Source organism: Bacillus sp. MSP13, assembly GCF_000815295.1.
GTDB lineage: Bacteria > Bacillota > Bacilli > Bacillales > Bacillaceae > Bacillus > Bacillus vallismortis.
Map to the genome: position 1 here is coordinate 457,146 of NZ_JXAQ01000011.1, position 25,169 is coordinate 482,314.

Here is a 25,169-nt window from a genome sequence, read left to right on the forward strand (position 1 = left end):
AGTAAAAGGGAGGAAAACATGAAAAAGATACTAGTGATTGATGACCATCCGGCTGTCATGGAAGGCACCAAGACAATTTTGGAAACGGATTCGAATCTGTCTGTTGATTGTCTCAGTCCTGAACCGAGCGACAAGTTTATTAAGCAGCATGATTTCTCGTCATATGATCTCATCTTAATGGATTTGAATTTAGGCGGCGAGATCAATGGGATGGAGCTTTCTAAACAGATTTTACAAGAGAGTCCTCGTTGTAAGATTATTGTGTATACCGGTTATGAGGTCGAGGATTATTTTGAGGAAGCGATTCGTGCGGGTCTGCACGGTGCCATCAGCAAAACGGAATCTAAAGAAAAGATCACCCAATACATATACCACGTACTCAACGGAGAAATTTTAGTCGATTTTGCTTACTTTAAACAGCTGATGACTCAGCAAAAAACAAAGCCGGCTCCTTCCTCTCAAAAAGAACAAGATGTGCTCACACCTAGAGAATGCCTGATTCTTCAAGAAGTTGAAAAGGGATTTACAAACCAAGAAATCGCAGATGCGCTTCATTTGAGCAAGCGGTCCATTGAATACAGCTTGACATCGATTTTCAATAAGCTGAATGTCGGTTCCCGGACGGAAGCGGTTTTGATTGCGAAATCAGACGGTGTACTTTAAATAAGGGAGTTGGATAGGATGGACACGAAACACACATTGCTTGAAGCGCTTGGAATTGAGATCATTGAAAACACAGCGGAGCGATGCATTGCGGTCATGCCGGTGGATCATCGGACGGTGCAGCCGTTCGGCTATTTGCATGGAGGCGCTTCAGTGGCGCTGGCGGAAACCGCGGCGAGCGCGGGTGCGCAGAACCTGATTGATCACACTGCACAAGCGTGTGTCGGCTTGGAGATCAATGCCAACCATTTAAAATCCGTAAAGGAAGGAACGGTAAAGGCTGTAGCCGAACCCGTTCATATAGGCAGAACGACGATTGTCTATCACATTCACATTTATGACGAGCAAGAGAGGCTGATCTGTATATCCAGATGCACGCTGGCTGTCATCAAGAAATAAAAAAACAGCCGGAACTCTGCCTGTCCGGCTGCTTATTTTTTATAGGTAAGAATCCTCTTTTCGTTTAATCACAAAGTTTCTGATCCCGTTATAGTCATCCTGTACACTTCTCTTATCAAGCTTGACGCCGGAGTTGTACGCTGCACGGCAGATCAAGTGCCCCCCGACAGGAGACGTAATAAAGATAAAGAGAATCCCGAGCAGGATTTTAGCGGAAATGTTCCCCGTCACAAACCACAAATAGAAGAAGACACCGAGCAGAATCATATTGACGCCTAATGTGGAGCCTTTAGAAGCAGCATGAGAGCGAGTAAACACATCGGGAAGGCGCAATATCCCAAGTGACGCTACAAGGCATATAAGAGCGCCTAACAAAATGAATACCGCCACAACGACCTTAGCGATTTCGATCATTTTCGATTATCTCTCCTTTCTCCAGGAATTTGGAAAACGCAATCGTTCCGATAAATGCTAAAATGCCCAGCAGCAAAATAATATCCAGAAACGCGTTTGTATTCAGCAAAATGGAGACGAGCGCTGTGATCGCAATCAGGTTGATGCCGATTGCATCCAGAGCCACTACCCGGTCAGTCACAGTCGGCCCTTTAATGACACGAATGACATACAAAAAGGTAGACACTGCCATAATGCCAAGCGCGAGTTGCAGGATCAGCGTAAACATCAGCGGCTCACCTCCTGTATGGCTTTTTCAAATGACTCGCGGATATCTAAAATGGCTTTTTCCGCATCCTCAATATCCAACGCGTGAATATAAAGGATCGTCTTGTCATCCGAAATATCCATCACCAAGGTTCCTGGCGTTAATGTAATGAGCAGGGAAAGCAAGGTGATTTCCCAATCCTTTGTCAGTTCAGTTTTAAAAGCGAAAATGCCCGGTTTGATATTCAGTTTTGGAGATAAAACGGATTTCATCACACTGACATTGGCAAGATACAGTTCCTTTAAAAAAACCAAAAAGAGTTTGACGATAGAAAACATTTTCCATAGATAAAAATGGCGGGTAAAGAAGCGCCGGAAGAAAAAGAGAGAGACCATTCCGAGAATATAGCCTGTGATAAATCCTGCGGCGCTTGAACTATTGCTCAAAAACATCCAGCAAAAAGCGAGAAACACATTTAATAAAATTTGAAATGCCATGTGATCTACTCCTTCAAAACAGCTTCAATATATTTTTCCGGATTCAGCAGTGTCTCGGCCGCTTGATCAACGTAAGGTGACAGCCACTCTGTACCCAACCCGATGAGAAGAGACAGTAAGAGAAAAATAGCTGCCGGATAAAGAAGCCCTTTAGCTGTTCTAGGGTTTTGTTGTTTTGGTGTTTCTTTTTCTTCACCCCAAAACGCATGCATAAAGATCCTCAGCACAGAGTACAGGACAAGCAGACTTGAAAGCAGGATCAGCATGGAAATCGCAAATTCACCTTCCGCGAAGCCGCCCTCCACAATCTTTAACTTGCCGACAAATCCGCTGAGGGGCGGGATGCCTGCGAGAGAAATCGCTGAAATGAAAAACATCCATCCAAGAAGCGGATAACGCTTGATCAGCCCGCCCATTTTATGAAGGCTGGCTGTTCCAGTCAACGCAATCAGCGTGCCCGCCAGCATAAATAAAGCGCCTTTAATCAGCATATCGTGAATCAGATAATAAATCGCGCCTTGAATGGATGCGGGGGTATGGACTGCCACACCGAACAAAATGACGCCGACAGCTGTAATAATGTTGTAGATCACAATTTTCATGACGTCCGCATATGCAAGTGAACCGATGACACCGAATATCACAGTCAGCGCCGCCAGCCAAATCATCAGCTGATGGGTAAAGGCTGCATCGTGAATAAAAATCAATGTGAACACTCTAGTAATGGCATATAAACCGACTTTTGTCAGCAAAGCGCCGAACAACGCGGAGATTGCCGCCGGAGGCGCGTAATAAGAGCCCGGAAGCCAAAAGTAGAGGGGGAAGATTCCGCCCTTCATGCCAAATACCAACAGCAGCAGGACACCAATGACAGTCATCAGCCCGGTTTGTCCTGATTCGCTGATTTTTACACTTAAATCCGCCATGTTCAATGTACCGGTGACAGCGTATAAATAACCGACACCAATGACGAACAGGGCAGACGATACGATATTAAACACAATATATTTAAGGGACTCCCGCAGCTGGATTTTTGTGCCGCCCAATACGATCAGCATATAGGAGGCAATAAGCAGAAGCTCAAAAAATACGTACATGTTAAATAAATCGCCTGTTAAAAACGCTCCGCTCACACCAGCGAGCAAAAACTGAACGCCGGAGTAGTAAAAGGAACGCTCCCGTTTTTCACCGACAGAACGGAAGGAATAAAGGACAACCAATAAACCGACGACCGCTGTTGTGAGAACGAGCAGGCTCGCGAACTGGTCTGCGGCCAGCACAATGCCGTACGGCGCTTTCCAGCCGCCCAAACTGAGTGTCTGGATGCCATTTGTAAAGACAGTCTGTACGAGTATGCCACTGATCACAATCCCGATTGCCGATGCCGCAGTGCTGAAGATCCGCATGAGCATAAGATTCTTCGTCATGAAAATCAGCAGAATGGCTGACAGGAGCGGGATCAGGATTGGCAAAATAACAAAATTATTCATGTTGATCATTTCCCCTCATTTGATCCATATCGTCCGTTTTCAATTCCTGATAAGCGCGGAAGGCCATGACGAGAAGGAATGATGTAACGCCAAATGAAATGACAATAGCTGTCAAAATCAGGGCTTGCGGAAGCGGATCGACAAATGATTTGACATGCTTGCTTAAAATCGGAGCGGCGCCTTCCTTTAATCCTCCCATAGTCAAAAGCATCAAATGAACGCCATGGCTCAAAAGTGCTGTTCCGATAATCACGCGAAGCAGGCTTTTCGAAAGCAGTAAATACGTGGCAGCCATAAAGATAATACCGGCTAAAACAGACATCAAGATTTCCATTATTCTTCCTCTCCAATCGTTTGAATAATGGTCATCGTAATGCCTACGACAACAAGATAAACGCCTAAATCAAATATTGTCGCCGTGGCGAGCTCCGTATCTCCGAATATCGGCAGATGAAAGTGCCCGAATGTATGGCTTAAAAATGGAGCCCCGAATACAAAGGAACCAGCGCCGGTTAATACAGCGAGCAGAAGCCCGGCTCCCGCCACGTAAATGAAATTAACCGGCAAAATCGCACGGACGGTTTTTAAATCATACGCCAATAGCAACAGAACGATGGAAGCGGACGTGATCAGCCCGCCAACAAAGCCTCCTCCAGGCGCGTTATGCCCTGAGAAAAATAAATAGAAAGAGAAAAGCAAAATGATAAAGGATACAAGCTTTGTCACGGTTTGAAGAATTAAGTCATTTGTTTTTTGTTCATTCACCGCTTCTCTCCTCCTCTTTTACTTTTGTTTTAATCATGCTGTATATGCCAAGAGCGGCAACGGCCAGCACCGTTATTTCAAACATTGTATCAAAGCCCCTGAAATCAACGAGGATGACATTGACAACATTATCCCCTCCGCCAAGATCGTGGCTGTTTTTTAAGAAGAAGGATGAAATACTGTCTTTTGTCCGCTGGCTTGACGATGCAATGCCAAGCAGGGTGACAATAATGCCGACTCCTAAAGCAATGATAAAGTTCGTCAATCGGAACGTTCTCGTTTTCGTTTTCCTCCTCAACTTCGGCAGATGATAGAAACAAAGCAGGAACAATGCCACAGAAATGGTTTCAATGACAAGCTGAGTCAATGCCAAGTCCGGCGCTCTGAAAATCACAAAAAACAATGCGAGCGTATAACCGACAACACCGAGTGAGATAATCGCCGTCAACCTTGATCTGGCAAAAACAGTCGCCGCTGTGGCGCTGATCATGACAAGTGTCAGAATCATTTCGTATACGCCGATATCAGCCATGCCTTCTGTTGTAAAGGAAAATCCGCCTTTGATCATCATAACTCCGCCCATCAGTATGATGAAACCAGCGAAGATATACAGCAAATAATCCCTTAAGAACCCGGTCATATATTGTTTTGTGACTCGATAAGAGCCTTTTTCCATGAGAGCCAGAAGCTTATCGTAGAACCGATTGAGTGCCAATTTTGAAGGAAACAGTTTATAGATTCCCTTCCATTTATTCATAGCCAAATATCCAAGGGTGCCGATAACAATGATACCCGCTGTCATCTTCAATTCTGTCGTCGGCCCATGCCATTGTGAAATGTGAACATGAAATTTCTCGTGGCCATCCAGCAGCGTCGGATAGATAGAGTTCATCGCCGGCTCAATCAAGCTGTACGACAATATATTCGGGAAAAAGAAGAGACTGACAACCAAAGCGGCAAGAATGACAGGTGCTACGAGCATGCCCGCCGGCGCTTCGTGGGCCTGTTTTTTTAGCTGCTCAGGCTGGTAATTTCCTTTGAACGTTTTAAACACCAATTTCATGCTGTAGATAAATGTAAAGACGCTTCCGACCCAGGCGAGAACAGGGAATAGAATGCCCCATGTCTGCACGTTGAACAGATCGAAATGTGCCACGCGAAGCATGCTTGTAAAAAACATTTCTTTACTCAAAAATCCGTTAAACGGAGGAAGTCCGGCCATTGAAAATGTCCCGATTAAGGAAATGGTAAACGTAATCGGCATAATCGCCATCAACCCGCCGAGCTTCCGGATATCCCGTGTGCCTGTTTCGTGATCAATAATCCCGACTGCCATAAACAAGCTTCCTTTAAAGGTAGCGTGGTTAATTAAATGGAAAATCGCTGCCATGGCCGCCACTGTATAATATTCTGTATGGCCGTAATGAAGAGCCGCCGCACTGGCGCCGAGCATAGAGATGATCATGCCAAGCTGGCTGACGGTCGAAAACGCCAAAATCGATTTTAAATCGGTTTGTTTCACGGCTTGGAAAGAACTCCAAACCATCGTAATGAGCCCGACGAGGGAAACAATCCAAAACCATTGGGCTGAAAAGGCGAAAATAGGACTGAACCTCGCAATGATATAAATACCGGCTTTCACCATCGTAGCGGAATGGAGATAAGCGCTGACAGGTGTCGGAGCTTCCATTGCGTCAGGCAGCCAGATGTAAAAAGGAAATTGCGCGGATTTCGTAAATGCCCCTAATAAAATCAGAATCATCGCCGGGATAAACAAGTCGTGGCCGGCAATTAATTGAACTTGATGGATCATCTCTCTAATACTGAAGGAATCAGTAATGATATAAAGGAGAATAAATCCCCCGAGCATGCACAGCCCGCCGCTGACCGTAATCAAAAGTGATTTGGCTGCGCCGTAGCGCGATTTTTCACGCTTATACCAATAGCCGATCAGCAAAAAGGATGAAAGGCTGGTAAGCTCCCAAAACATATAGAGAACCATCACATTATCTACAAGAACGACCCCAAGCATCGCGCCCATGAACATCAATAAATAGACATAAAAGGGCCCAAGCTGTTCTGTTTCTTTCGATAAATAAAAAATGCTGTAAAGAGTGACTAAAGAGCCGATGCCAGTGATCAATAAGGCGAATAACAATCCGAGACCGTCGATATAAACGGTGAAATTAATGCCAAGTGAAGGAATCCACTCCAATACCGACCGCAATGTTTCTCCCGATTGTGTCATCCTGATCATTGGGAGAAAGTATATAAACAGCAAGACGGGCAAGATCAATACAAACCAGCCCGTATGCACTCTTTTTGCGTATTTTGCCAAGATGGGAATAAATAGAGCAAATAAAAAAGGCGATAAAATAGCAAAATGTAAGAGCTGCAAAGATAAGACCTCCTTTTTCTCATTATCATTGAAAAAATGCGCTATGTATCCATATACGGTCAAACGACCTAGTCCAAATTATATCGCACTTTTCTGCAAGCCGCCATGCTTCGAACTGCACAACGGACTTTTATAAGGTCTTGTGACCTTAAAAATAAGTCTAACAAAAATAAACCGATTTGTATATTTAAAATCATTCCTGATCAACCTGAAGGTAAGGAGCTGGTCATGATGAAGAGAAAGGTTTTGATATGTTCGGGTTTATTCTGCTCAGTATTTGCAGGGGCATTCATGTTGAATCAATATAATGGGCGCAGCGGTGCGGCAGCTAGTGATGAGTGGGAGCTGTATTTACTGGAGCACCACCTGTCAGCCAGAATGAGTGAGACAGAATCAAAGGATCTGCCTTTTGGCCCCCGAGAGTATATTCGGATTGTGAACAGATAAAAAAAGAGTTCCGCATAGAACGGAACTCTCAGCGTGTCGATAAACCCTCGCATTCGTTGTCAGTCCTGCGCGTCGGTGCTCACGAATGACTACATTCGCTGTGCTCCAATGCTCGTCCTTCCTAGACTTCAAGGGTTTTCAATCACGCTGAAAAGATGACAAAATCCTAAAACGAAAACCGTTTTAGGATTTTGTCAACAATCTGAGAGTTCCGCATAGAACGGAACTCTTTCTCTGTTTATGATGTGAAAAAACGAAGCAGAACTGTCGCGCAAATGACTGTGCCTGCACCGCCGAGGCGGGTGGAAATTTGGGCGAACGGCATAAGGCCCATTCTTCCTGACGCCGATAAAATCGCAACATCGCCCGTTCCGCCAAGACCGCTGTGGCAGCATGTCACGATTGCGGATTCAACCGGATACATGTTCATCAGCTTGCCCACAAAATATCCAGAGGCAATCATTGCCACAACAACTGAAATACATATGATGACAAACGGAATAGAAATCACAGCCGCCACGTCATCTAACGGGATAAAGAGGATCCCCAGACCGACCATCAGCGGCCATGTAAAGCTGGACGAAACAAATTTATAAAGCTGGTAAGCCCCATCCTCCATTTTTTTCGGAAGAACATTCGCATACTTGACAGCCGCCGCTGATATAATCATTAAGATCGCGCCCGGGATGAAGATAAATTTCTCTAATAACCCGCCAAAAATAAAGAATGTACACGCGAGCAGAACGCCGGCTCCCATCAGTTTAAAATCAATTTTTGCCTCGGCTTCTTTTTGATTGAAAATGTCATTTGCTTTTTTAGATTTGACGAGCCGTCCGTTTCCATTTAGATCTGGACGTTTTTCGCCAAGCTTTTTCATTAAAGCTGCGCAGATGATCGCAAAAACGTTTCCGATAATAGCGGCAGGGACCAGCTGAGACACATACACATCAGCTGATGAACCGAGTATTTGTGAATAAGCGATCGAGAGCGGCAAAATTCCTTCACCGATTCCCCCGGCAATAATCGGTACAACGACAAAGAAAAAGGAATCATAGGCGCTGTAGCCAAAAATAAATCCGACAAGTATGCCGGCTGTAACCGCCGCGATCGTTCCCGCAACCAGTGGAACGAACATTCTTATAAAACCTTGAATTAAAACAGTTCTGTTCATTCCAAGGATACTTCCCACGACAAGACAAGCGATATAGAAATAAAGGAAGTTAGACGTCTTCATTAAATTCGTTACAGCGTCTAAAGATGTTGAATTTAACACATTGTAAAAAACTAAAAATGAAGGGACAAACAAAGATAAAATGGCAGGGCCGCCAATATCTTTCAATATCGGAATGCGCTGGCCGATATCTCCAAGAAATACACCCAGAATCATGATGATGGCAAACCCGCCAAGCATATTTGCAGGCAGCTCATTGTAATAGGCTGCAAGAATAATAATAATAGCTAATACTATGTATAATGGCAGAGGAATCACACCGATTTCCAAGTTCCAGATTTTTTTAAACAGGTTATTCTCCTGTGTGTCTTTTTGACCAGATGAATTTGTCCCCGTTTTTGGAATTGCTCCCATTGTCATACACCCCCATGTATTGTTTCTTTTACAGTCTACAAGAAAGCGTTAACACATTATATTTTTTAAAGTTAAAAAATCAATAAAAAATTAAAATAACAGGGACTTTTGGATTAGAAAAAATAAAGATCCCTGAGAAGCGCCTTCCCAGGGAGAATGGTTTTCGTTTTTCTTTTATATAAATCTCGCCCGGCATTAGCCAAGCGAGAATCGTAAAGGGTGAAGAGATATGTTCTTAAAGTGAACCGCTGCTTTTTTAACGGGCACTCCAGGGTGAACAATGTGGATATCTATAGATATTGCTTAATTCCATTAAGGTTTCCTGTATTGACGTTGTACTGGAAAACGGGTCTTCCGATTGTTCCGTAAGCCATTTCTACATGGAGAACTTGTATATCTTCAAGAAATTTCAAGTATTTCCGTATGGATACTTGAGAGATTTCGGTATGTTTTGCCAAGTCTTCGGTCGTAAAAGATTCATTTTCGAATGATTGGATACTGGACCAAATCAGCTTCAGCGTGCTTTTTGTCAGTCCTTTAGGAAGCTGAACTTTTTCTGTTGCTTCTTTCTTTTGAAATAACTCGGCGTCCAGTTCTTTTTGGCTCATGTTGCGATGGGTTGAATAAACCTTTTGTTTGCGTCTGTAATCAGACAGGGCAGTTTGGAAACGTTCAAATTCAAACGGTTTGATTAAATAATCGACAGCGCCGTAGCGAAGTGTTTTTTTGATCACGTCAAGCTCGCTGGCCGCCGAGATCACAATCACGTCTACCGCTTCATTTTGGGCTCTCAGTTCTGTTAGCAGTTCAAGCCCGTTTTTACCGGGCATATAAATATCGAGCAAAATGAGGTCGATATGATGCTCTCCTAAAATATGCAGAGCGCTTTGAAAGGAAGAGGCGATGCCCTTCAGCTGAAAGCCTTCTATTTGGCTTAAGTAGCGTTTATTTAATTCACCCACCATAGGGTCATCTTCAACTATTAATACATTAATCATGATTTTCCTCCTTCGGTTCGTACGGGACGCGAAGACTGAATGTCGTTCCTTCATTCTTTTCGCTTGTGAGGATCATTTGGCCTTTTAAATTTTCAATGCTTTGCTGTGTAAAATAAAGGCCGAATCCCCGGTTCTTGCCCTTTGTTGAGTAGCCTTGTTCAAACACTTTGGCCTGGTCTTCTTCAGACATGCCTGCTCCTGTATCGGTAATTTCAATGTCCAGTATGCTGTTATGAAAACGCATGGACACGGTAATTTGTTTTTTCGGCATATCGGCAACGGCGTCCAGCCCATTGTTGATCAGGTTTCCGATGATTGTAATGAGTTCATGAATAACTGAAGGGTCTGCCGCGTTCGGGATGACACCGTTGCATTCAATATCAAGATTTGCGCCCTGCTCCCGTATGAAACTCTGTTTTCCGAGCAGAAAACCGGCCAGCACGGAGCTTTTGATATCATTTATAATTTCGCTTGTTTCTGACTTTTGCTGAATGGCAATATCTTTTATATAATCTTCAAGATCGTCATACTCTTTCAGCTGGACGAGACCTAGAATGACATGCAGTTTGTTCATAAATTCATGAGACTGCGCTCTCAGTGCGTTTGCATACATTTTAACACCGGATAGCTGTTCAGCTAAATGTTTTACCTCGGTTTTGTCCCGGAATGTCGCAATTGCTCCGACGGTTTGTCCTTTCAGCTGGATGGGAACTTCGTTAAACACAAGCTCTAATCCGTGAATGCGGACGTCTCTGTCTTGAAGAGGTTTTTTTGTCTCGATGACCTTTTTCAGGCGGCTTTTTGGCAGAATATCATTAACATCCTGATCGACAGGATTTGTGTTGATGCCCATTTTCACGAATAGGCGCTTCGCTTCCGCGTTGGCCAGTTTAATATTGCCGTGTTCATCGACAGCAAGTATTCCTTCCTTCGTCGATTCCAGCATCGCGCTTCGTTCTTCGAGCAGCGTTGCAATTTCATAAGGTTCAAGACCGTACATGATATTTTTCACCGTGCGGGCAACGATAACAGCTCCGATCACACCGACGAATATGCTGACGCAGATAATAAAGTAGAGCGGCCGTAAGCTGTTGCTAATCACTTCATCAATTTCATTTACGGTGATGCCAACCGCGACTGCACCAACTTGTTTCCCATTCTCGGCGTAGACAGGGACGAATGCCCGCTGTGATTTCCCGAGCGTGCCAGAGGCAGTGCTGATGTGAACATGACCTTTTAATGCTTCGGATTCATCACCGCCCTTGAATTTTTTTCCGATTTTGCTCGGGTCGGGATGGGTTTTGCGAATGCCGTTCATGTTCATGACGACAACAAATTCCGTGTTCGTGATTTTCTGAACACGTTTTGTGTAGCTTTGCAGTTCCTTCTGGTTTTCTCCGCTCTCCAAAGATTCTGCTGTAATCGGCGCTTCGGCCACCATTTCAGCAGTCTGCAGCGCTATGGTTTTCTCCTCATCTCTAATCCGTTGGGTGGTTTGGGCACCGACTGTAAAAAATGTAATGAGCAGTGCGATTAACACAACGATACAAACAAATATGGTAAGTCTGGTTTGCAGTTTTAATGTTTTTTTCATAAAAAACTTCCTAACGTTTTATGATTCCTGCGTACTACTTTACTCTCAAAATGCTGCTTTGTGAAGATTTGGGATCGTATTTCGCAAAAAGGAGAAAAAAATGGAATAATTTATCTTGTCAATGTGTTTTAAGTCCTCCATAATAAATGAGGTAGATTATAGAAAGGGACTTTTTTATATGAAAAATACTTATTTGACAGGATACTTTCCGCTGATTGCGATCCTGCTTTTTAGTTCGTCTCTATCGATTTCCACTTCACTTTACGCGTTGAAGCTGCTGTCTTCATTTGGAATGTATGATGGAATGCTCGATTATTTTTCAGAGAAAGGGATCAGGCTTGCGTTATTTGCTGCCTTTGCACTTTTATATTTTATGGTTCTGTCCGCTCTGAAATTAATTGCGAATACCGTGACTGAGCTGTCATTGCTGTTTTTTGCCAATGATCCGGAAGGGAACAACCTGAAAAAAATCAGAATGGGTTCCGTGGTGTATTTAGGCGGCGGGATTTTATCCTTTGTGCTCTTACAAAATGTCATCTGGATTGTGATCTGGTTTGCGGTCGTTACGCTCGCTTACTTTGTGTTTATCGTATACCGGATTTATCCAACGCTTTCGCTCATGTCATTGGTCGGATTCATTCTATTGGAACTGTTGTTTTGGTTTACCTTTGTTATCGGTATTTTGTTCGTATTTATCAAGCTTTATAATAGCATAATGGCTAGCTTACCTGTGTAAGCTAGCCATTTTTTCGTTTATGGTAAAAATCGTTTTCTAATAGAAGGGGAGGGGAGCATGCATTCATTTTTTTTGCCAAACCACTTATAGCGGTTTTTGGCAATAATAGAATAGATCGTATCTCTGACAGGCTTCGGCACTGCGAAAAACAAGACGAAGAGCCGCCATGGGCCCCGCAGATGCTTGAAAACCTTAATGGCTGCAGTTGACTTTGTGTACACTTGGCCGTCTTCAATAAAGACAAAGCTGTCAAACTGATCAGTCGGGAGCCCGCTTTTTTTCAGCAGGCTCTGTCCTGTTTCCGACTGCAGCGATGTAAAAGAAATCAATCCGTCTGGATCACGTTTAATGATAAATTGCACGGCGCCATTGCATAGATTACACACGCCGTCAAACAGCAAAACGCGATTTGGAATTTGTTCTGATGCCACGCCTGATCCCCTCCGATCTTTTAATAAGCCGCTTGCAGCGTTCCTTTAAAGATGGAAAGCTGAGGGCTGATGCTGTGAAGATATTCAACGCTGCTCGGTGTGTCTTTTCCTACCCAAACGCCCATTGTATACGTATCTGTCAGGCCGACAAACCACATATCGTGATAATCATTTGATGTTCCTGTTTTACCGCCGATGTAAGGCGCTTTAAAATATGCTTTTTTCCCTGTCCCGCTTTTCACAACGGAAGACATTAAGCTTTTCAGCTGCATGTTTGTGCGGACACTGAAAATTTGAGTCGGTTTATCATTCCATTTATAAAGCGTTTTTCCTTTAAGGTCTGTCACCTTTGTAATCGCATGGCTCGGCATATAGCTTCCGCTGTTGCCGAATGTCGTATATGCTTTTGTCATCTCAAGAGGCGTCATGCCGTTTGTAAATCCGCCAAGCGCCGCCGGGAGAAGGTAGTCGCTGTCGACAAGTTTGGCGAAATGATAAGGCTCAATATAACTGAATGCTTTTTGGATGCCGACACGATCCAACATTCTGATGGCCGGTGTATTATACGAGTTTTTAAACGCAGTATCAATTGTCACTGTGCCGTACGTGCGGTTATTGTAGTTTTGCGGACAGTAATCTTTGCTGCAAAACTTGCTGGCATCAATGGTGCTGCTTGCTGTCGCACCGGTCTTTTCAATATAAGGGCCGTAATCAAGCAGCGGCTTAATGGATGAACCCGGCTGCCTGTATGCCTGATAGGCGCGGTTAAAATCATATTTTTGATAGTTTTTCCCGCCGGATAAAGCGATGATTTGATGCGTCTGGTGATTAATTACAGCCGCTCCGCCCTGAACGTTTGCATACGCAAGTTTGGAATTCATCTGTGCCACCACTTGATTTTGCATGTATGGATCAAGCGCGGTATAAATTTTCACGCCGTCTTTCATCAGAGTGCTGACTCTTGCGGAGAGCTCGTTTTCTATCTTTTCTTTTTGTTTTCCTGACGCTTTTTGAAGCCGTTTATCAAAGCCTTCTGATTCAGACACCAGCTGCGTAAATTCATCACTGACGTAGGAAACATAGTCCGGATATTTGTCTTCTCTCTTTTCAACATCCAGTTTGATTTTTTGTTTGACGGCTTTTTTCAGCTCTGTATCCGTAATGACCCCGGCCTCTTTTAATCCTTTAAGCAAACGCTCTTGACGGTTTTTCGTGTAGTCAAAATGCTTGAGAGGATCATATAATGTAGGGTTATTAGGTATAGAGCAGATAAAAGCCATTTCCCCCACTGTGAGGGATTTCAGCGGTTTGCTGAAATAGAATTCAGCCGCAGAACCGACGCCGTAAACCCCGTTGTTGAAATAAATGGTATTTAAATAAGCTTCGAGTATTTCATCTTTCGTATACTTTTTCTCCAGCTGGTAGGAATACGCGAGCTCAGTCAGCTTACGGCTGAAGGAGCGTTCGTGGCTCAAATACAAGTTTCTTGAAAGCTGCTGTGTGATGGTGCTGGCACCTTGGTCAATTTTCTTATCTTTTACGTTGGAAGCTGTTGCCCGGACCATTCCCATAAGGTCAAACCCTTTATGCTCATAAAAATGCCGGTCCTCAGACGTTAAGAAAATCTGTTTGACTTCCTCGGGAATCTTGTCAAATGGAACGAGCACGCGGTTTTCATGATCGCTGACGATTTCCGAGACAAGTGAGCCGTCCCTGTCATACATGTAGCTGTTCTGAACAAGGCTGATATCTTGAAGATTAATATTTTTATCAAGCACTTGATCCAGAGACTTCATTTGTTTTACTTCTTTTCCGGAAGCGATAACTGTAAATGCAAACAATGGGATTATGCAAAGGAGCAAAATCCATCCGATTATTTTTCGTAACATGGTCACTCTCTTTTCTCCTAAATTCTAGCCATATCGTACCACTCTTTTGAGTTTACGAGAAGGTTAAATTTACAAGATTCATCAGTTTTTTCTGAGAATCAGCTTGCTTTGGCATAAGAATCTTTCCGGAATTTCTGCATGATCCAAAGCATGCAGGCGCCGGCGAAAAAGAGAAACGCTGTGACATAGAAGGCGGCCGAAATTGTGAAATGGCTCGAGATGATCCCGCCGATAAGAGGCCCGAGCACGTTTCCTAAAAAGCGAAAGCTGACATTGTAGCCGAGAATTTCTCCTTGAATGCTGCCTGGGGCCTGAACGCGGATCGCTGCGGTAATGCACGGCAGCAAACCGCCCATCGCCATTCCAAATAAAAATCTAAACACAAGGAGCACGCTGAGTGAGGACGCGAGCGCCTGCGGGATAAAAAAGATAGAGGCGGCGAGTAAAAGCCCGATTAAAATGCGGCGGTGGCCGTAGCGGTCGCCCAGATCTCCCCATTTTCTAGCCAGCAGCAAACTTCCGAGTCCCGTTGCTGAAAATGCCATGCCGGAGAAAAAGGCCAGATTGACAGGTCCGTGCAGCTCATTTACATATAGAGCGAGCAGCGGCTGGATACTGAAGTTGCCAGTTTGAACCAGCATGGTTAAGAGCATCATGACCCAAAGCGCTGGCTGGTGAAAAATAAAGGAGAGCACTTCTTTTCTCGTGTAAGGCGTACGTTTGGCTGTCTTCTCTGCAAGAGGCTGTTCTTTAACACCGAATAACACGAGAAGAACAGATGAGAAAATCACAAAGGATGTGATAAAAAAGGTATACGTAAAACCGAAACGATCAGCAAGCATACCTCCCAATAGCGGGCCGAACAAGCTTCCGGACACTTGCCCCATTTGCAGCGTGCCAAGTGTTTTGCCGGCTGAGCCCTTTGGCGTCTGTGCTGAAATCATCGCAAGAGAGGTCGGGATAAATCCGGTTACAAGCCCCATTGCCATACGCAGAAAAAACAACTGGTACACCGATGTAACAAAGCCCATGAATAAAATGCTGAGGGCAATGCCTGTTCCGGTTGCCATAAGAATGATCTTGTATCCGCGTTTGTCTCCGAGCCGCCCCCAAAACGGAGATACCAAAAACGCCATGAGAAATGTAATGCCGAACACATAGCCGCTCCACCTTTGCACAAAGCCGTTTGAAAAAGTGCTGAGCGTCTCAATATATAAGGAGAGAAAAGGAACGATCATCGTTGTGCTGGCTGAGACAAAAAAGTTCGCCAGCCACACAATAACGAAGTTCTTCTTACGGATAGAAATAACATCACCTTCTTATTATTTCGGGTTCCTTACAATTATAAAGAAACGATTCACGATTTAAAAGAAACAAAGCGGCTGGGGAATTTCATTATTTTTAGAAAATGAAGAAAGGTCGAGAAGGTGAATTGATATACTATAAAGATAGCATTTTCTGATCGGAGGAAAGGCAGGTGTAAAAAAGGTGGCGACAAACAGCTTACTCATTATTGATTTCGAATTTACGATGCCCGAAGGAAAGTACAGCCCGCAAAACTTCTTCCCGGAAATCATTGAAGCGGGAATTGTAAAGTCGGTTGATGATGAAGTAGTTGAGACGTTTTCTAGCTATGTCAGGCCGAAAAAATTTCCTAAACTGACGAAACGCTGCAAATCATTTTTAAAGATCACGCAAAAGCAGGTAGACGAGGGGATGCGGTTCGAGGATTTCATCCGTAAACTAAACGAGCTGGACCCTGAGAAAACCAGCACGATTGTTACGTGGGGAAACATGGATATGAAGGTGCTAAAGCAAAACTGTATGTTTAACCATATTCCATTCCCTTTTAAGGGGGAAATGAGAGATTTATCGCTTGAATACAAAAACTTTTTTGGAGACCGGACACTGACGGGTTTGTGGAAAGCTGCCGAGGAATATGGAGATGCCGGAACGGGAACCCATCATAAAGCGCTTGATGACGCGCTCACAGCACATAAGCTTTTTAAGCTTGTTGAGCAGGATAAACAGTATCTAGAAAAGCCAAAACCGCCGACAATCGGCGAAAGAATCGATTTATCCGAACTGTTCAAGCGCGCAACGTAAAAAACCCAATCTTTTGTCAGACTGGGTTAAGGGCGGTTGAAATATTCTTCTTCCAAAATGTCCAGATTATGCAAGGAGCGCTTTGCCCACTCCGAATCATCCTCATTTAATTTGGCTCTCAGCTGTGCTGCCGCCTCTCGCAGAGACTCGGCATAGTCCGGCACTTCACCGTCATAAGGCTTCACCATGTGATGGGGGATGTTGGTCTGTTCACCGTATGCGAGCGCTTTTCTCTCATGAAAGAACGGCACATCCGCCTGTTTTGGATGATGAAGGTCTCCTTGAGTGGGATGGGTGAGAACCGCTTTGATTTTTACTAAGTAATGCTGCGGCCTGCAAGCGGTGATTTCTCCTATGTATACACCTGTTTTGTAAAATCCTTTAACGATAGAGCCTGTCTCAAACGTGCTCATTTGTCATCACCTCGCATTTATTCTATTAAAGTTCCACTCAATTTGCTAGTGGGGAAGGTCGGCGGGCAGTGTAATTGTAACGGTGGTGCCCTTTTGGAAACTGCTGTTAAACGAAATGGTCCCGTGATGATGTTCAATAATGGAAAAGGTGACGGAGAGCCCGAGTCCCGTTCCGTTTGATTTTAATGAATAATAAGGTTCGCCGAGCTTTTGCATTTGATGGTCTGTCATGCCGATCCCGTTATCCGATATGTTGACAATAATCGTATGGCCGCTTCTTTTGGCTGATATGTGGATCATCCCCTCCCCATGGGGAACCGCTTCAATGCTGTTTTTCATCAGGTTGATGACAGCCTGCTTCAGCTTTGTTGCGTCTCCATATATAAAAAGGCCCGGCTCTGCTTCCGACTCGACAGTTACAGACTTGTAATTGGCATACGATACCATAAGGGAGCTTGTTTCTTTGATAAGAGCTGATAAATCAAAAATCTCTTTTTCATATAATTGCTGTTTGGCCATATCGAGATAGTTTGTTATAATGCCTTGCGCCCGGTCAAGCTCTGACAGTACAAGCTTTTTGTAATCCGCACTTGATTTGTTCTGAAGGGTTTCGTCATTAAAAAGCAGCTGGACAAAACCGCGGACAACTGTCAGCGGATTTCTGACTTCATGAGCGACGCTCGCTGCCAGTTCACTCACAATCGTCATTTTTTCTGAATGGATCAGCTGTGAACGCAGGGCGATATTCTCGGCGATGCTTTCGATAATATAGATGCTTAAAAGAAGAACACTGGAACGGAACAGCCCTGAAACAGCCGCTTCATAAAGTAAAATTCCTGCATTTTGAAAATTTAAAATATTAAAGGCGGAAAAAATCAAGCTGGAGGCAAAAAACAAGAAGATCTCCAAGCCGCCGATCAATAAAGTTATCAGCAGTTTTCTTCTTTTGGACATGAATGGCCATTTTTTTTGAAAAAAAATTGGAATGATAATGAGAAAAGGCTGCAAAGTGAAAACAAACATTGCGGAAGGTTCGTAAAACAGCAGTTCAAAACATAAGACAGATGCGGCGACTGTAAGCCCTGAAGCAGTACTAATGTAAAATAAACAAATGATAACGGGAATCATCTGAAGGCCGTATTGTATGTAGTCCATTTCATGAATAGGAAAGATAATGCATAAAACAGAGGCGCCGCAGGCGAATAATGTGACCAATAAACTGTTTATTTTGGGAACGAGGATCGCCGGCTTTCCGAGCCAAAACAATTGGTAAAGAAGAATAGGAAACAAAATAAAACAGATATGCAGGAGATAGTCTTTTAGAACTTCCATTCGTGTAAAATCCTTTCATATAAAATATGAATCTATTATAACACTAAACAATAGAAGAGAAATATAAAAATCCTTTATTAAGAACGCCTTTACAAATGAAGACGTAAAGGCGTTTAACAGGTATATTTAAGCTAATGCGGCTTTGATGCGGCCCAGGCCGTCCTGCAAGGTTGAGAGAGTGCATCCCGCGTTCAGGCGCATAAATCCTTCTCCGCCAGGCCCGTATTTCGTCCCTGGCTCTAAAATGATTTTCCCCTTTTTCAGCATCCTCTGCTGAAGCTCCGCGTCGGATAAGCCGTAAGCTCTGAAATCGAGCCATATCAGGTAAGATGCGTCCGGCCTCATCATGTTCACTTTTGGGAGCTCGGTGCTGAAAAAGGCTTCAGCTTCGCGCATGTTTTTCTCAAGGTATGAGATCAATTCATCGAGCCATGGCCCGCCTTTTGAATAAGCGGCTTCGATCGCAGTGACGGCAAACGCGTTAAGCCCGCCTAAACCATTGCGCTGGAGGCTTGCGGAAAACTTGGCGCGCTTCAGCCGATCCGGAATAATGATGGCCGATGCCTGCAATCCGGCAATATTAAATGTTTTGCTTGGCGCAACACATGTCACGGAAATCTCAGCGAAATCGTCAGAGAGTGAAGCGAACGGCGTGTGTTTGTGTTCGTACAGCATTAAATCGGAATGGATTTCATCTGATACAATGGTGACGCCATGTTCCAAACACAATTCGCCGAGCTTCTGTAAATCTTCCCGTCCCCATGAACGTCCTGATGGGTTATGAGGGTTGCATAAAATAAACAATTTGACGCTTGGATCACTGAGCTTCGTCTCCAAATCTTCAAAATCCATTTCATAAACGCCGTCTTTTTCCAGCAGTGGATTATGTAAAATATGCCGGCCGTTTTTCTCAATCATATGGTAAAAGGGCGTATAAACAGGAGGCTGGACAACCACTTGATCTTCAGGTTCCGTGAAAGCTTGAACCGCCATGCTCAAAGCGGTGACAACCCCCGGGCTGAATGTGATGCTTTCCGGGTTCACCTTCCAGCCGTGCCTTTTGCGCATCCATCCGCACACAGCATCCTTCGTATTTTGGTCTGGCGCCGTATAACCGAAAATCCCATGGCTGAGTCGCTCTTTTAGTGCGTCAGCTATCGCTTCCGGCGCGCGGAAATCCATATCCGCCACCCACATCGGCAGTGCGTCTTCCACGCCGAATAATTCGCCTGCTTTGTCCCATTTGATCGATTGGGTGCCAAGGCGTTCTTCTCGTATATCAAAGTTCATTCTGTTACCCCCTTAGGAATGTTATTCTTCTTAGCGTAACTATGATAAAATAATACTGCAAATATTATGATAAGCGGTGATCAATATGGAAGAAAGTCAAGCGGTCAGGGAAATGATCAAGATCATTGCCAAATGGGACCCGTTTCAATATGGAGAAGAATTTTACGAAACAGAGGCTGTTGATGTCGTGCAGGCGGTCTATGATGAAGACGATCCCGACGTTCTGGCGAAAAGCATTCAGGATATATTTGAAGCTTCTTTTGAACAAAAGCTGCCGATCGACAGCTGCCGGGAAGTGGCTGGCCAGCTTTTATTCATGAAAGACAGCAGCTCCTGCACGCCTTAAAAACCGGTATCATCCGGTTTTTTTGTTATGTGATAAATTTTGCGATGTGCTCGGAAACGAATTCTGGCTGTTCCTCTGGCACCAGATGTCCGGTCTGGCCAAGTGAGTATAGGACGGAATCAGGCAAATCCCGGTGCAGCCGTTTACCGATCTCCACAGGGACAATCCGGTCCTCCTCGCCCCAAATCAATAGAGCGGGCTTGTTCATTTTCTTTAATTGCTCGGGTTCTAAATCGCCTTCTCTATGGCGGATAAACTTTGTCATGGCCCTGAAAATCTCCTCATCTTGAAACGGCTTGCCATAGCCGTCAATCATTTCCTCATCAATCAGCGATTTGTCATGCACAACATTCAATAAATTTTTCACCACGCCTTCTTTCGAAAGCCAGCGCTTAATATAAAGATGAAAATATGGAAGGTGGGTCCCGAAAATGATCGTCGGGTGTGAACGTTTCAAATATCCTGAACTGCAAAGCAACACAATCTTCGAAAAAAGCTCAGGCTTTTGCAGCGCAGCAGCCAGCGATATTTGCCCGCCCATTGAATGTCCGACAAGCGCGGCCTGTTTCACTTGCAAGTGTTCCAAAATTCTAATGACAAGCTTAGCAAGGTTGTGATACGTATAGACAAATGTTCTTGATTTTTCAGATTGGCCGAAAGGAGGCAAATCAAGTGCGATGATGTCGTACTTGTCCTGAAGAAGAGGAATGACTTTTCGGAAGCTAAAAGCAGACGATAAAAAACCGTGCACGCAGACAAGAGTGTGCCTGCCTGGATTTTGATAATGTTCATAATACACATTTACTCCATCTACTGTAAGCCGCCTTATTGGTGAAACCGCCTCCATTCTGTGTCACTCCCTTTCATGTGATGTCTGTATTGTGTCCTGAAAATGTCAATTCTAGCGGAAGTTTCTCTTTGTTTTTTTCTTAGCATTCGTCAAAAAACGTGATATAATGTCATGAAGATTTCTTGACATTGCAAAGGTGTGAATTGAATGAAATTGACAGAAAAAGAAACAGAAATATTAGAAATTTTAGACGAAAACAGCCGCGCCGATTTAGAAACAATCGCAAAGATGGCGGGCATTCCTGTAAATGAAGTAAAAGCAATTATAGACAAACTGGAAAAAGAAAAGGTTATCATCGATTATTCCGCTATGATTGACTGGCGAAAAGTCGACGGACACGAAGGGGTCACAGCTATGATTGACGTCAAAGTAACCCCGAAGCGGGGAGTCGGTTTTGATGAAGTGGCGGAACGCATTTACCGATTCCAAGAGGTTGAATCAGTTTACTTGATGTCAGGCGTGTACGATTTGTCGGTCGTGATTCGCGGCAATTCAATGTCTGACATAGCGCGTTTTGTTTCAGATAAACTGTCCACTCTTGATTCAGTTGTATCGACGACGACTCATTTCATCCTGAAAAAATACAAGCATGACGGCAAAGTGTTTGAAACAGGAGACGACGACAAAAGAATCGTGGTGTCACCGTAAATGACTTCGTATTTATCTGACTATGTACAACAAATAAAACCGTCGGGCATCCGCAAATTCTTTGATTTGGCGGCAACGATGGAAGGCGTGATTTCTTTAGGTGTCGGCGAACCTGATTTTGTTACTGCATGGAATGTACGCGAAGCAAGCATTCTCTCCCTTGAACAAGGATATACGTCATACACTGCCAATGCCGGTTTATACTCATTGCGTGAGGAAATCAGCCGTTACTTGAGCAGCAGGTTTGGCCTTCGCTATTCGCCAGACAATGAGCTGATTGTGACCGTAGGGGCGAGTCAGGCCTTGGATATTGCGATCCGTGCTATTGTGAATCCAGGTGAGGAAGTCATCATTCCTGAACCGTGTTTTGTGGCGTACGATGCGCTCGTTTCTTTGGCAGGCGGCATTCCGGTTCATGTCCATACAACGGCAGACCAAGGGTTTAAAGCGACAGCTGCCGATTTTGAAGCGGCTGTCACTGAAAAAACAAAAGCGATTCTCATCTGCTCGCCATCAAATCCGACAGGTTCGGTTTATTCGAAGGAAGAGCTGAACGAAATTGCGGAGTTTGCCAAAAAACATGACGTCATTGTTTTAGCAGATGAAATCTACGCAGAGCTGACATATGATGAGGAATTTACAAGCATAGCGGCATTGCCGGAAATGAAGGAACGGACGGTTGTCATCTCGGGCTTTTCAAAAGCGTTTGCGATGACGGGCTGGAGACTCGGTTTTGCCGCAGCGCCGCCTGTGCTCCGGGATGCAATGCTTAAAATTCACCAGTATGCCATGATGTGCGCGCCGGCCATGGCGCAGTTTGCCGCCTTGGAGGGCTTGAAGAACGGAATGGAAGATGTAGAAAAAATGAAAAAAAGCTATCGCAGAAGACGGAATTTATTTGTGGAAACGCTCAATGAAATCGGCCTCAACTGTCATCATCCGGGCGGCGCTTTCTATGCTTTTCCATCCATTAAAAGCACGGGAATGAGCTCAGAGCAGTTTGCAGAAGAGCTTCTGACACAGGAAAAAGTGGCTGTTGTCCCGGGAAGTGTGTTTGGCCCGAGCGGTGAAGGCTATATCCGCTGTTCATACGCAACCTCGATCGAGCAGCTACAAGAAGCGTTAGTCAGAATGAAACGTTTCCTGAACAAAACGACATAAAAAAAGATACGAACCTTTTGTTCGCATCCAATAAAAGGGGGGAATACTAGAAAGCCTTTGGTATTTTCAGTTTACCCCTTTTCGCTATGCTTAAACCTGATTTTGATAAAAAAAGTTTTCTTTGCGGAAACAAAACATCTGTGATATAATTTTAAATTGCGTATAAACAGATATTTAATTTAACTTAGGAGTTGTTATGAATGGCAGCAAAATTTGAAGTGGGCAGTGTTTACACTGGTAAAGTTACAGGATTACAAGCGTATGGTGCGTTTGTTGCATTAGATGAAGAAACTCAAGGTTTAGTACACATTTCTGAAGTGACTCACGGTTTCGTAAAAGATATCAACGAGCACCTTTCAGTTGGCGACGAAGTACAAGTAAAAGTACTTGCTGTTGACGAAGAAAAAGGAAAAATCAGCCTTTCAATTCGTGCGACACAAGCTGCGCCTGAGAAAAAAGAAAGCAAACCAAGAAAACCTAAAGCTGCGCAAGTAAGCGAAGAAGCTTCTACACCACAAGGTTTCAACACATTAAAAGATAAGCTTGAAGAATGGATCGAAATGTCCAACCGCAAAGACCTTATCAAAAAATAAGTATGAAAAAAAGGCACCGGACGGGAATGTCCGGTGCTTTTCATGTCATCAAAATCCCAAAACACAATGTTTTGGGATTTTGTCTTTTGTAAGTGCAGATACGCAGATCTGACAACAAAAGCGAGGGTTTGTCACCCCGTTGAAGCACCGGACAGAAAGGTCCGGTGCTTTTTTATTTATCGCATCTCAGGATTTGCTGCCTCTTCACGAGATGTTTGCTCGTTTGGCTTAAACAGCAGACCTAGGTTGATTAAGCCGGCGATTCCGACAAGTCCGTAAATGATACGAGAAAGGGCTGACCCTTGGCCGCCGAAGATGGCCGCTACTAAGTCAAATTGGAAAAATCCGATCAGTCCCCAGTTAATAGCGCCAATGATCGTTAAAACTAGACAAATTCTCTGGATCGTACTCATGTTTTGCAACCTCCTCCATGAATTATTAAAACAGTTATAGATTGTGACACATTGGAGAATCTATACATGCATTCTCCATATTGAGGGAAACTGTTCTGCCTTCGCCTATATCAGTTTCTTTCCCAACATCTTGCCGTACCAAACCATACGATATGCCGCCCGGTGAGAGCTGATTGCTTTACAGGTTATGAGGACATTCTGCATAATAAAAATCTAAGGAGGAGATGTCATGCAAAACTTTACATACTGGAATCCGACCAAATTAATTTTCGGGCGCGGAGAAGTGGAAAGACTTCCGGAGGAACTCAAACCTTACGGTAAAAACGTATTGCTGGTTTACGGAGGCGGAAGCATCAAACGCAGCGGCTTGTATGATCAAGTGATGGAACAGCTGAATAAAGCCGGAGTGACCGTGCATGAATTAGCAGGTGTAGAACCGAATCCGCGTGTGTCGACTGTTAATAAGGGTGTTGCCCTCTGTAAAGAACACAACATCGATTTCTTGCTGGCTGTCGGCGGAGGAAGTGTCATCGACTGTACAAAAGCGATTGCCGCAGGAGCGAAGTATGATGGTGATGCGTGGGATATCGTCACGAAAAAACATCAGCCGAAGGATGCTTTGCCATTCGGAACTGTATTGACTCTCGCAGCGACTGGTTCTGAAATGAACTCAGGCTCGGTTATTACAAACTGGGAAACAAAAGAAAAATACGGCTGGGGCAGCCCGCTCGTATTCCCTAAATTCTCGATTCTCGATCCGGTGAATACGTTCACCGTTCCTAAAAATCACACGATCTACGGTATGGTTGACATGATGAGCCACGTATTCGAACAATATTTCCATCATGTATCAAACACGCCGTATCAGGACCGTATGTGTGAATCGCTTCTGCGCACGGTCATTGAAACAGCGCCTAAACTGATCAACGATCTCGAAAATTACGAATTGCGTGAGACGATTCTGTACACAGGGACAATTGCATTAAACGGCATGCTTTCTATGGGGGCACGAGGCGATTGGGCAACTCATAATATTGAACATGCAGTTTCAGCCGTTTATGATATTCCGCATGCCGGCGGACTGGCGATTCTGTTCCCGAACTGGATGAGACATACTTTGTCAGAAAACCCTGCCCGCATGAAACAGCTTGCAGTGCGCGTGTTTGGTGTTGAAGAAACTGGTAAATCAGATGAGGAAATCGCGCTTGAAGGTATCGATAAGCTGTCTGCGTTCTGGACTAGCCTAGGCGCTCCAAACCGTCTTGCTGATTATGATATCAATGATGAGCAGCTTGACACAATTGCTGATAAGGCGATGGCTAACGGAACTTTCGGCCAGTTTAAATCACTCAACAAAGAAGATGTTCTGGCCATTTTAAAGGCATCTCTATAAAACAAGGGGGGAAGCAGTTTTGGCTGTTTCCCTTTTTATTTTTTAAAAATGTCACAATAGGTAATCTGGTT

The 25,169-nt window shown here is 44.2% G+C and carries 28 protein-coding genes and 1 pseudogene; 11 read left to right on the forward strand and 18 right to left on the reverse strand.

The features are described 5' to 3' along the window. Positions 1-18 precede the first annotated feature (18 nt). Together comA and SC79_RS14460 are read left to right on the forward strand one after the other, a co-directional pair. On the forward strand, positions 19-663 hold the full coding sequence (gene comA, locus SC79_RS14455; RefSeq protein WP_010329906.1) for a two-component system response regulator ComA: 645 nt from the start codon (positions 19-21) through the stop codon (positions 661-663). A gap of 18 nt (positions 664-681) precedes the next feature. Next, positions 682-1,062 carry a hotdog fold thioesterase gene (locus tag SC79_RS14460; RefSeq protein ID WP_039075637.1) on the forward strand — a complete coding sequence of 127 codons (381 nt, stop codon included), beginning with the start codon at positions 682-684 and terminating at the stop codon, positions 1,060-1,062. Positions 1,063-1,101: 39 nt separating this feature from the next. On the opposite strand, the gene mnhG is transcribed toward SC79_RS14460, so the two are convergent. From mnhG to SC79_RS14495, 7 genes are read right to left on the reverse strand one after another with little or no spacing between them, the layout of a single operon-like run. Beyond that, positions 1,102-1,476 carry a monovalent cation/H(+) antiporter subunit G gene (mnhG, locus tag SC79_RS14465; protein WP_010329904.1) on the reverse strand — a complete coding sequence of 125 codons (375 nt, stop codon included), beginning with the start codon at positions 1,474-1,476 and terminating at the stop codon, positions 1,102-1,104. After that, on the reverse strand, positions 1,460-1,744 hold the full coding sequence (locus tag SC79_RS14470) for a Na(+)/H(+) antiporter subunit F1 (RefSeq protein WP_010329903.1): 285 nt from the start codon (positions 1,742-1,744) through the stop codon (positions 1,460-1,462). Before SC79_RS14470 ends, mnhG begins: the two co-directional genes overlap by 17 nt. Further along, on the reverse strand, positions 1,744-2,220 hold the full coding sequence (locus SC79_RS14475; RefSeq protein WP_039075638.1) for a Na+/H+ antiporter subunit E: 477 nt from the start codon (positions 2,218-2,220) through the stop codon (positions 1,744-1,746). The genes SC79_RS14470 and SC79_RS14475 overlap by 1 nt, the downstream gene beginning before the upstream one ends. Before the next feature lie 5 nt (positions 2,221-2,225). Further along, positions 2,226-3,710, reverse strand: a complete 1,485-nt coding sequence (locus SC79_RS14480; RefSeq protein WP_010329901.1) for a Na+/H+ antiporter subunit D — start codon at positions 3,708-3,710, stop codon at positions 2,226-2,228. Further along, a complete protein-coding gene (locus SC79_RS14485; protein ID WP_010329900.1) occupies positions 3,703-4,044 on the reverse strand; it encodes a Na(+)/H(+) antiporter subunit C in 342 nt (113 codons plus the stop codon). Before SC79_RS14485 ends, SC79_RS14480 begins: the two co-directional genes overlap by 8 nt. Next, the gene (locus SC79_RS14490) at positions 4,044-4,475 is read right to left on the reverse strand and encodes a Na(+)/H(+) antiporter subunit B (RefSeq protein ID WP_010329899.1); all 432 of its coding nucleotides are present in this window, start codon (positions 4,473-4,475) and stop codon (positions 4,044-4,046) included. The genes SC79_RS14485 and SC79_RS14490 overlap by 1 nt, the downstream gene beginning before the upstream one ends. Next, positions 4,468-6,873 (reverse strand): Na+/H+ antiporter subunit A, encoded by a 2,406-nt coding sequence (locus SC79_RS14495; RefSeq protein WP_039075639.1) that lies wholly within the window; start codon positions 6,871-6,873, stop codon positions 4,468-4,470. Before SC79_RS14495 ends, SC79_RS14490 begins: the two co-directional genes overlap by 8 nt. A gap of 231 nt (positions 6,874-7,104) precedes the next feature. Here SC79_RS14495 and SC79_RS14500 point away from each other — a divergent pair, with 231 nt between their 5' ends. Beyond that, complete coding sequence (locus SC79_RS14500; RefSeq protein ID WP_010329897.1) at positions 7,105-7,320, forward strand: hypothetical protein; 216 nt, start codon at positions 7,105-7,107, stop codon at positions 7,318-7,320. 238 nt (positions 7,321-7,558) lie between these two features. Here SC79_RS14500 and maeN read toward each other — a convergent pair whose 3' ends face one another. The 3 genes from maeN to maeL all read right to left on the reverse strand — a co-directional run bounded on the left by maeN (position 7,559) and on the right by maeL (position 11,497). Further along, the gene (gene maeN / locus SC79_RS14505) at positions 7,559-8,905 is read right to left on the reverse strand and encodes a sodium/malate symporter MaeN (RefSeq protein WP_039075640.1); all 1,347 of its coding nucleotides are present in this window, start codon (positions 8,903-8,905) and stop codon (positions 7,559-7,561) included. Between the two features lie 290 nt (positions 8,906-9,195). Beyond that, entirely contained in the window at positions 9,196-9,903 is a 708-nt protein-coding gene (gene maeM, locus SC79_RS14510; RefSeq protein WP_010329895.1) for a two-component system response regulator MaeM, read from the reverse strand. After that, positions 9,896-11,497 carry a two-component system sensor histidine kinase MaeL gene (maeL, locus tag SC79_RS14515; protein ID WP_039075641.1) on the reverse strand — a complete coding sequence of 534 codons (1,602 nt, stop codon included), beginning with the start codon at positions 11,495-11,497 and terminating at the stop codon, positions 9,896-9,898. Before maeL ends, maeM begins: the two co-directional genes overlap by 8 nt. Before the next feature lie 178 nt (positions 11,498-11,675). Here maeL and SC79_RS14520 point away from each other — a divergent pair, with 178 nt between their 5' ends. Beyond that, positions 11,676-12,233 carry a YufK family protein gene (locus SC79_RS14520; RefSeq protein WP_039075642.1) on the forward strand — a complete coding sequence of 186 codons (558 nt, stop codon included), beginning with the start codon at positions 11,676-11,678 and terminating at the stop codon, positions 12,231-12,233. A gap of 17 nt (positions 12,234-12,250) precedes the next feature. Here the strand turns inward: SC79_RS14520 and SC79_RS14525 are convergent, their stop codons facing one another. The 3 genes from SC79_RS14525 to SC79_RS14535 form a co-directional block, all read right to left on the reverse strand. Next, the gene (locus SC79_RS14525; RefSeq protein ID WP_039075643.1) at positions 12,251-12,664 is read right to left on the reverse strand and encodes a thiol-disulfide oxidoreductase DCC family protein; all 414 of its coding nucleotides are present in this window, start codon (positions 12,662-12,664) and stop codon (positions 12,251-12,253) included. Between the two features lie 20 nt (positions 12,665-12,684). Beyond that, positions 12,685-14,559, reverse strand: coding sequence for a transglycosylase domain-containing protein (locus SC79_RS14530; protein ID WP_082022725.1), 1,875 nt, complete (start codon positions 14,557-14,559; stop codon positions 12,685-12,687). Positions 14,560-14,651: 92 nt separating this feature from the next. Next, on the reverse strand, positions 14,652-15,860 hold the full coding sequence (locus tag SC79_RS14535) for a multidrug efflux MFS transporter (protein WP_371807354.1): 1,209 nt from the start codon (positions 15,858-15,860) through the stop codon (positions 14,652-14,654). Between SC79_RS14535 and SC79_RS21340 the strand changes: the two are divergent. Further along, positions 15,763-15,965, forward strand: a pseudogene (locus SC79_RS21340) (hypothetical protein). The gene SC79_RS14535 and the pseudogene SC79_RS21340 sit on opposite strands and share 98 nt — an antisense overlap. Positions 15,966-16,041: 76 nt before the next feature. Beyond that, the gene (gene kapD / locus SC79_RS14540; RefSeq protein ID WP_039075644.1) at positions 16,042-16,659 is read left to right on the forward strand and encodes a 3'-5' exonuclease KapD; all 618 of its coding nucleotides are present in this window, start codon (positions 16,042-16,044) and stop codon (positions 16,657-16,659) included. Positions 16,660-16,685: 26 nt separating this feature from the next. Here kapD and kapB read toward each other — a convergent pair whose 3' ends face one another. The 3 genes from kapB to SC79_RS14555 all read right to left on the reverse strand — a co-directional run bounded on the left by kapB (position 16,686) and on the right by SC79_RS14555 (position 19,694). Continuing rightward, entirely contained in the window at positions 16,686-17,072 is a 387-nt protein-coding gene (kapB, locus tag SC79_RS14545; RefSeq protein ID WP_039075645.1) for a kinase-associated lipoprotein KapB, read from the reverse strand. A 45-nt stretch (positions 17,073-17,117) separates the two neighbouring features. Then, entirely contained in the window at positions 17,118-18,404 is a 1,287-nt protein-coding gene (locus SC79_RS14550; protein ID WP_039075646.1) for a sensor histidine kinase, read from the reverse strand. 126 nt (positions 18,405-18,530) lie between these two features. Then, entirely contained in the window at positions 18,531-19,694 is a 1,164-nt protein-coding gene (locus SC79_RS14555; protein WP_039075647.1) for a MalY/PatB family protein, read from the reverse strand. An 85-nt stretch (positions 19,695-19,779) separates the two neighbouring features. Between SC79_RS14555 and SC79_RS14560 the strand changes: the two genes are divergently transcribed. Further along, a complete protein-coding gene (locus SC79_RS14560; RefSeq protein WP_039075648.1) occupies positions 19,780-20,040 on the forward strand; it encodes a DUF1871 family protein in 261 nt (86 codons plus the stop codon). A 25-nt stretch (positions 20,041-20,065) separates the two neighbouring features. Here SC79_RS14560 and SC79_RS14565 read toward each other — a convergent pair whose 3' ends face one another. After that, on the reverse strand, positions 20,066-20,887 hold the full coding sequence (locus SC79_RS14565; protein WP_039075649.1) for an alpha/beta fold hydrolase: 822 nt from the start codon (positions 20,885-20,887) through the stop codon (positions 20,066-20,068). A gap of 150 nt (positions 20,888-21,037) precedes the next feature. On the opposite strand from SC79_RS14565, the gene SC79_RS14570 reads away from it, so the two are divergent. The 3 genes from SC79_RS14570 to yugI all read left to right on the forward strand — a co-directional run bounded on the left by SC79_RS14570 (position 21,038) and on the right by yugI (position 23,292). Then, positions 21,038-21,538: an Lrp/AsnC family transcriptional regulator gene (locus SC79_RS14570; protein ID WP_039075650.1), complete on the forward strand. Its 501-nt coding sequence runs from the start codon at positions 21,038-21,040 to the stop codon at positions 21,536-21,538. Next, complete coding sequence (locus SC79_RS14575) at positions 21,539-22,699, forward strand: aminotransferase (protein WP_039075651.1); 1,161 nt, start codon at positions 21,539-21,541, stop codon at positions 22,697-22,699. Between the two features lie 200 nt (positions 22,700-22,899). After that, the gene (gene yugI, locus SC79_RS14580) at positions 22,900-23,292 is read left to right on the forward strand and encodes a S1 domain-containing post-transcriptional regulator GSP13 (RefSeq protein WP_003228864.1); all 393 of its coding nucleotides are present in this window, start codon (positions 22,900-22,902) and stop codon (positions 23,290-23,292) included. A gap of 176 nt (positions 23,293-23,468) precedes the next feature. On the opposite strand, the gene SC79_RS14585 is transcribed toward yugI, so the two are convergent. Continuing rightward, on the reverse strand, positions 23,469-23,705 hold the full coding sequence (locus SC79_RS14585) for a DUF378 domain-containing protein (RefSeq protein ID WP_010329881.1): 237 nt from the start codon (positions 23,703-23,705) through the stop codon (positions 23,469-23,471). 229 nt (positions 23,706-23,934) lie between these two features. Between SC79_RS14585 and SC79_RS14590 the strand changes: the two genes are divergently transcribed. Beyond that, positions 23,935-25,098, forward strand: a complete 1,164-nt coding sequence (locus tag SC79_RS14590) for an iron-containing alcohol dehydrogenase (protein WP_039075652.1) — start codon at positions 23,935-23,937, stop codon at positions 25,096-25,098. Positions 25,099-25,169: the final 71 nt, after the last annotated feature.

Coding starts and splice junctions, on each gene's coding strand:
- SC79_RS14570 (WP_039075650.1), top strand. CDS start 21,038: ATGAAATTGACAGAAAAAGAAACAGAAATATTAGAAATTTTAGACGAA.
- SC79_RS14575 (WP_039075651.1), top strand. CDS start 21,539: ATGACTTCGTATTTATCTGACTATGTACAACAAATAAAACCGTCGGGC.
- SC79_RS14480 (WP_010329901.1), bottom strand. CDS start 3,710: ATGAATAATTTTGTTATTTTGCCAATCCTGATCCCGCTCCTGTCAGCC.
- SC79_RS14470 (WP_010329903.1), bottom strand. CDS start 1,744: ATGTTTACGCTGATCCTGCAACTCGCGCTTGGCATTATGGCAGTGTCT.
- SC79_RS14590 (WP_039075652.1), top strand. CDS start 23,935: ATGCAAAACTTTACATACTGGAATCCGACCAAATTAATTTTCGGGCGC.
- maeL (WP_039075641.1), bottom strand. CDS start 11,497: ATGAAAAAAACATTAAAACTGCAAACCAGACTTACCATATTTGTTTGT.
- SC79_RS14565 (WP_039075649.1), bottom strand. CDS start 20,887: ATGGAGGCGGTTTCACCAATAAGGCGGCTTACAGTAGATGGAGTAAAT.
- SC79_RS14500 (WP_010329897.1), top strand. CDS start 7,105: ATGAAGAGAAAGGTTTTGATATGTTCGGGTTTATTCTGCTCAGTATTT.
- SC79_RS14550 (WP_039075646.1), bottom strand. CDS start 18,404: ATGGAAGTTCTAAAAGACTATCTCCTGCATATCTGTTTTATTTTGTTT.
- SC79_RS14585 (WP_010329881.1), bottom strand. CDS start 23,705: ATGAGTACGATCCAGAGAATTTGTCTAGTTTTAACGATCATTGGCGCT.
- mnhG (WP_010329904.1), bottom strand. CDS start 1,476: ATGATCGAAATCGCTAAGGTCGTTGTGGCGGTATTCATTTTGTTAGGC.
- SC79_RS14560 (WP_039075648.1), top strand. CDS start 19,780: ATGGAAGAAAGTCAAGCGGTCAGGGAAATGATCAAGATCATTGCCAAA.
- yugI (WP_003228864.1), top strand. CDS start 22,900: ATGGCAGCAAAATTTGAAGTGGGCAGTGTTTACACTGGTAAAGTTACA.
- maeM (WP_010329895.1), bottom strand. CDS start 9,903: ATGATTAATGTATTAATAGTTGAAGATGACCCTATGGTGGGTGAATTA.
- comA (WP_010329906.1), top strand. CDS start 19: ATGAAAAAGATACTAGTGATTGATGACCATCCGGCTGTCATGGAAGGC.
- SC79_RS14460 (WP_039075637.1), top strand. CDS start 682: ATGGACACGAAACACACATTGCTTGAAGCGCTTGGAATTGAGATCATT.
- SC79_RS14475 (WP_039075638.1), bottom strand. CDS start 2,220: ATGGCATTTCAAATTTTATTAAATGTGTTTCTCGCTTTTTGCTGGATG.
- SC79_RS14485 (WP_010329900.1), bottom strand. CDS start 4,044: ATGGAAATCTTGATGTCTGTTTTAGCCGGTATTATCTTTATGGCTGCC.
- kapB (WP_039075645.1), bottom strand. CDS start 17,072: ATGAGCACGTTTGAGACAGGCTCTATCGTTAAAGGATTTTACAAAACA.
- SC79_RS14555 (WP_039075647.1), bottom strand. CDS start 19,694: ATGAACTTTGATATACGAGAAGAACGCCTTGGCACCCAATCGATCAAA.
- maeN (WP_039075640.1), bottom strand. CDS start 8,905: ATGGGAGCAATTCCAAAAACGGGGACAAATTCATCTGGTCAAAAAGAC.
- SC79_RS14520 (WP_039075642.1), top strand. CDS start 11,676: ATGAAAAATACTTATTTGACAGGATACTTTCCGCTGATTGCGATCCTG.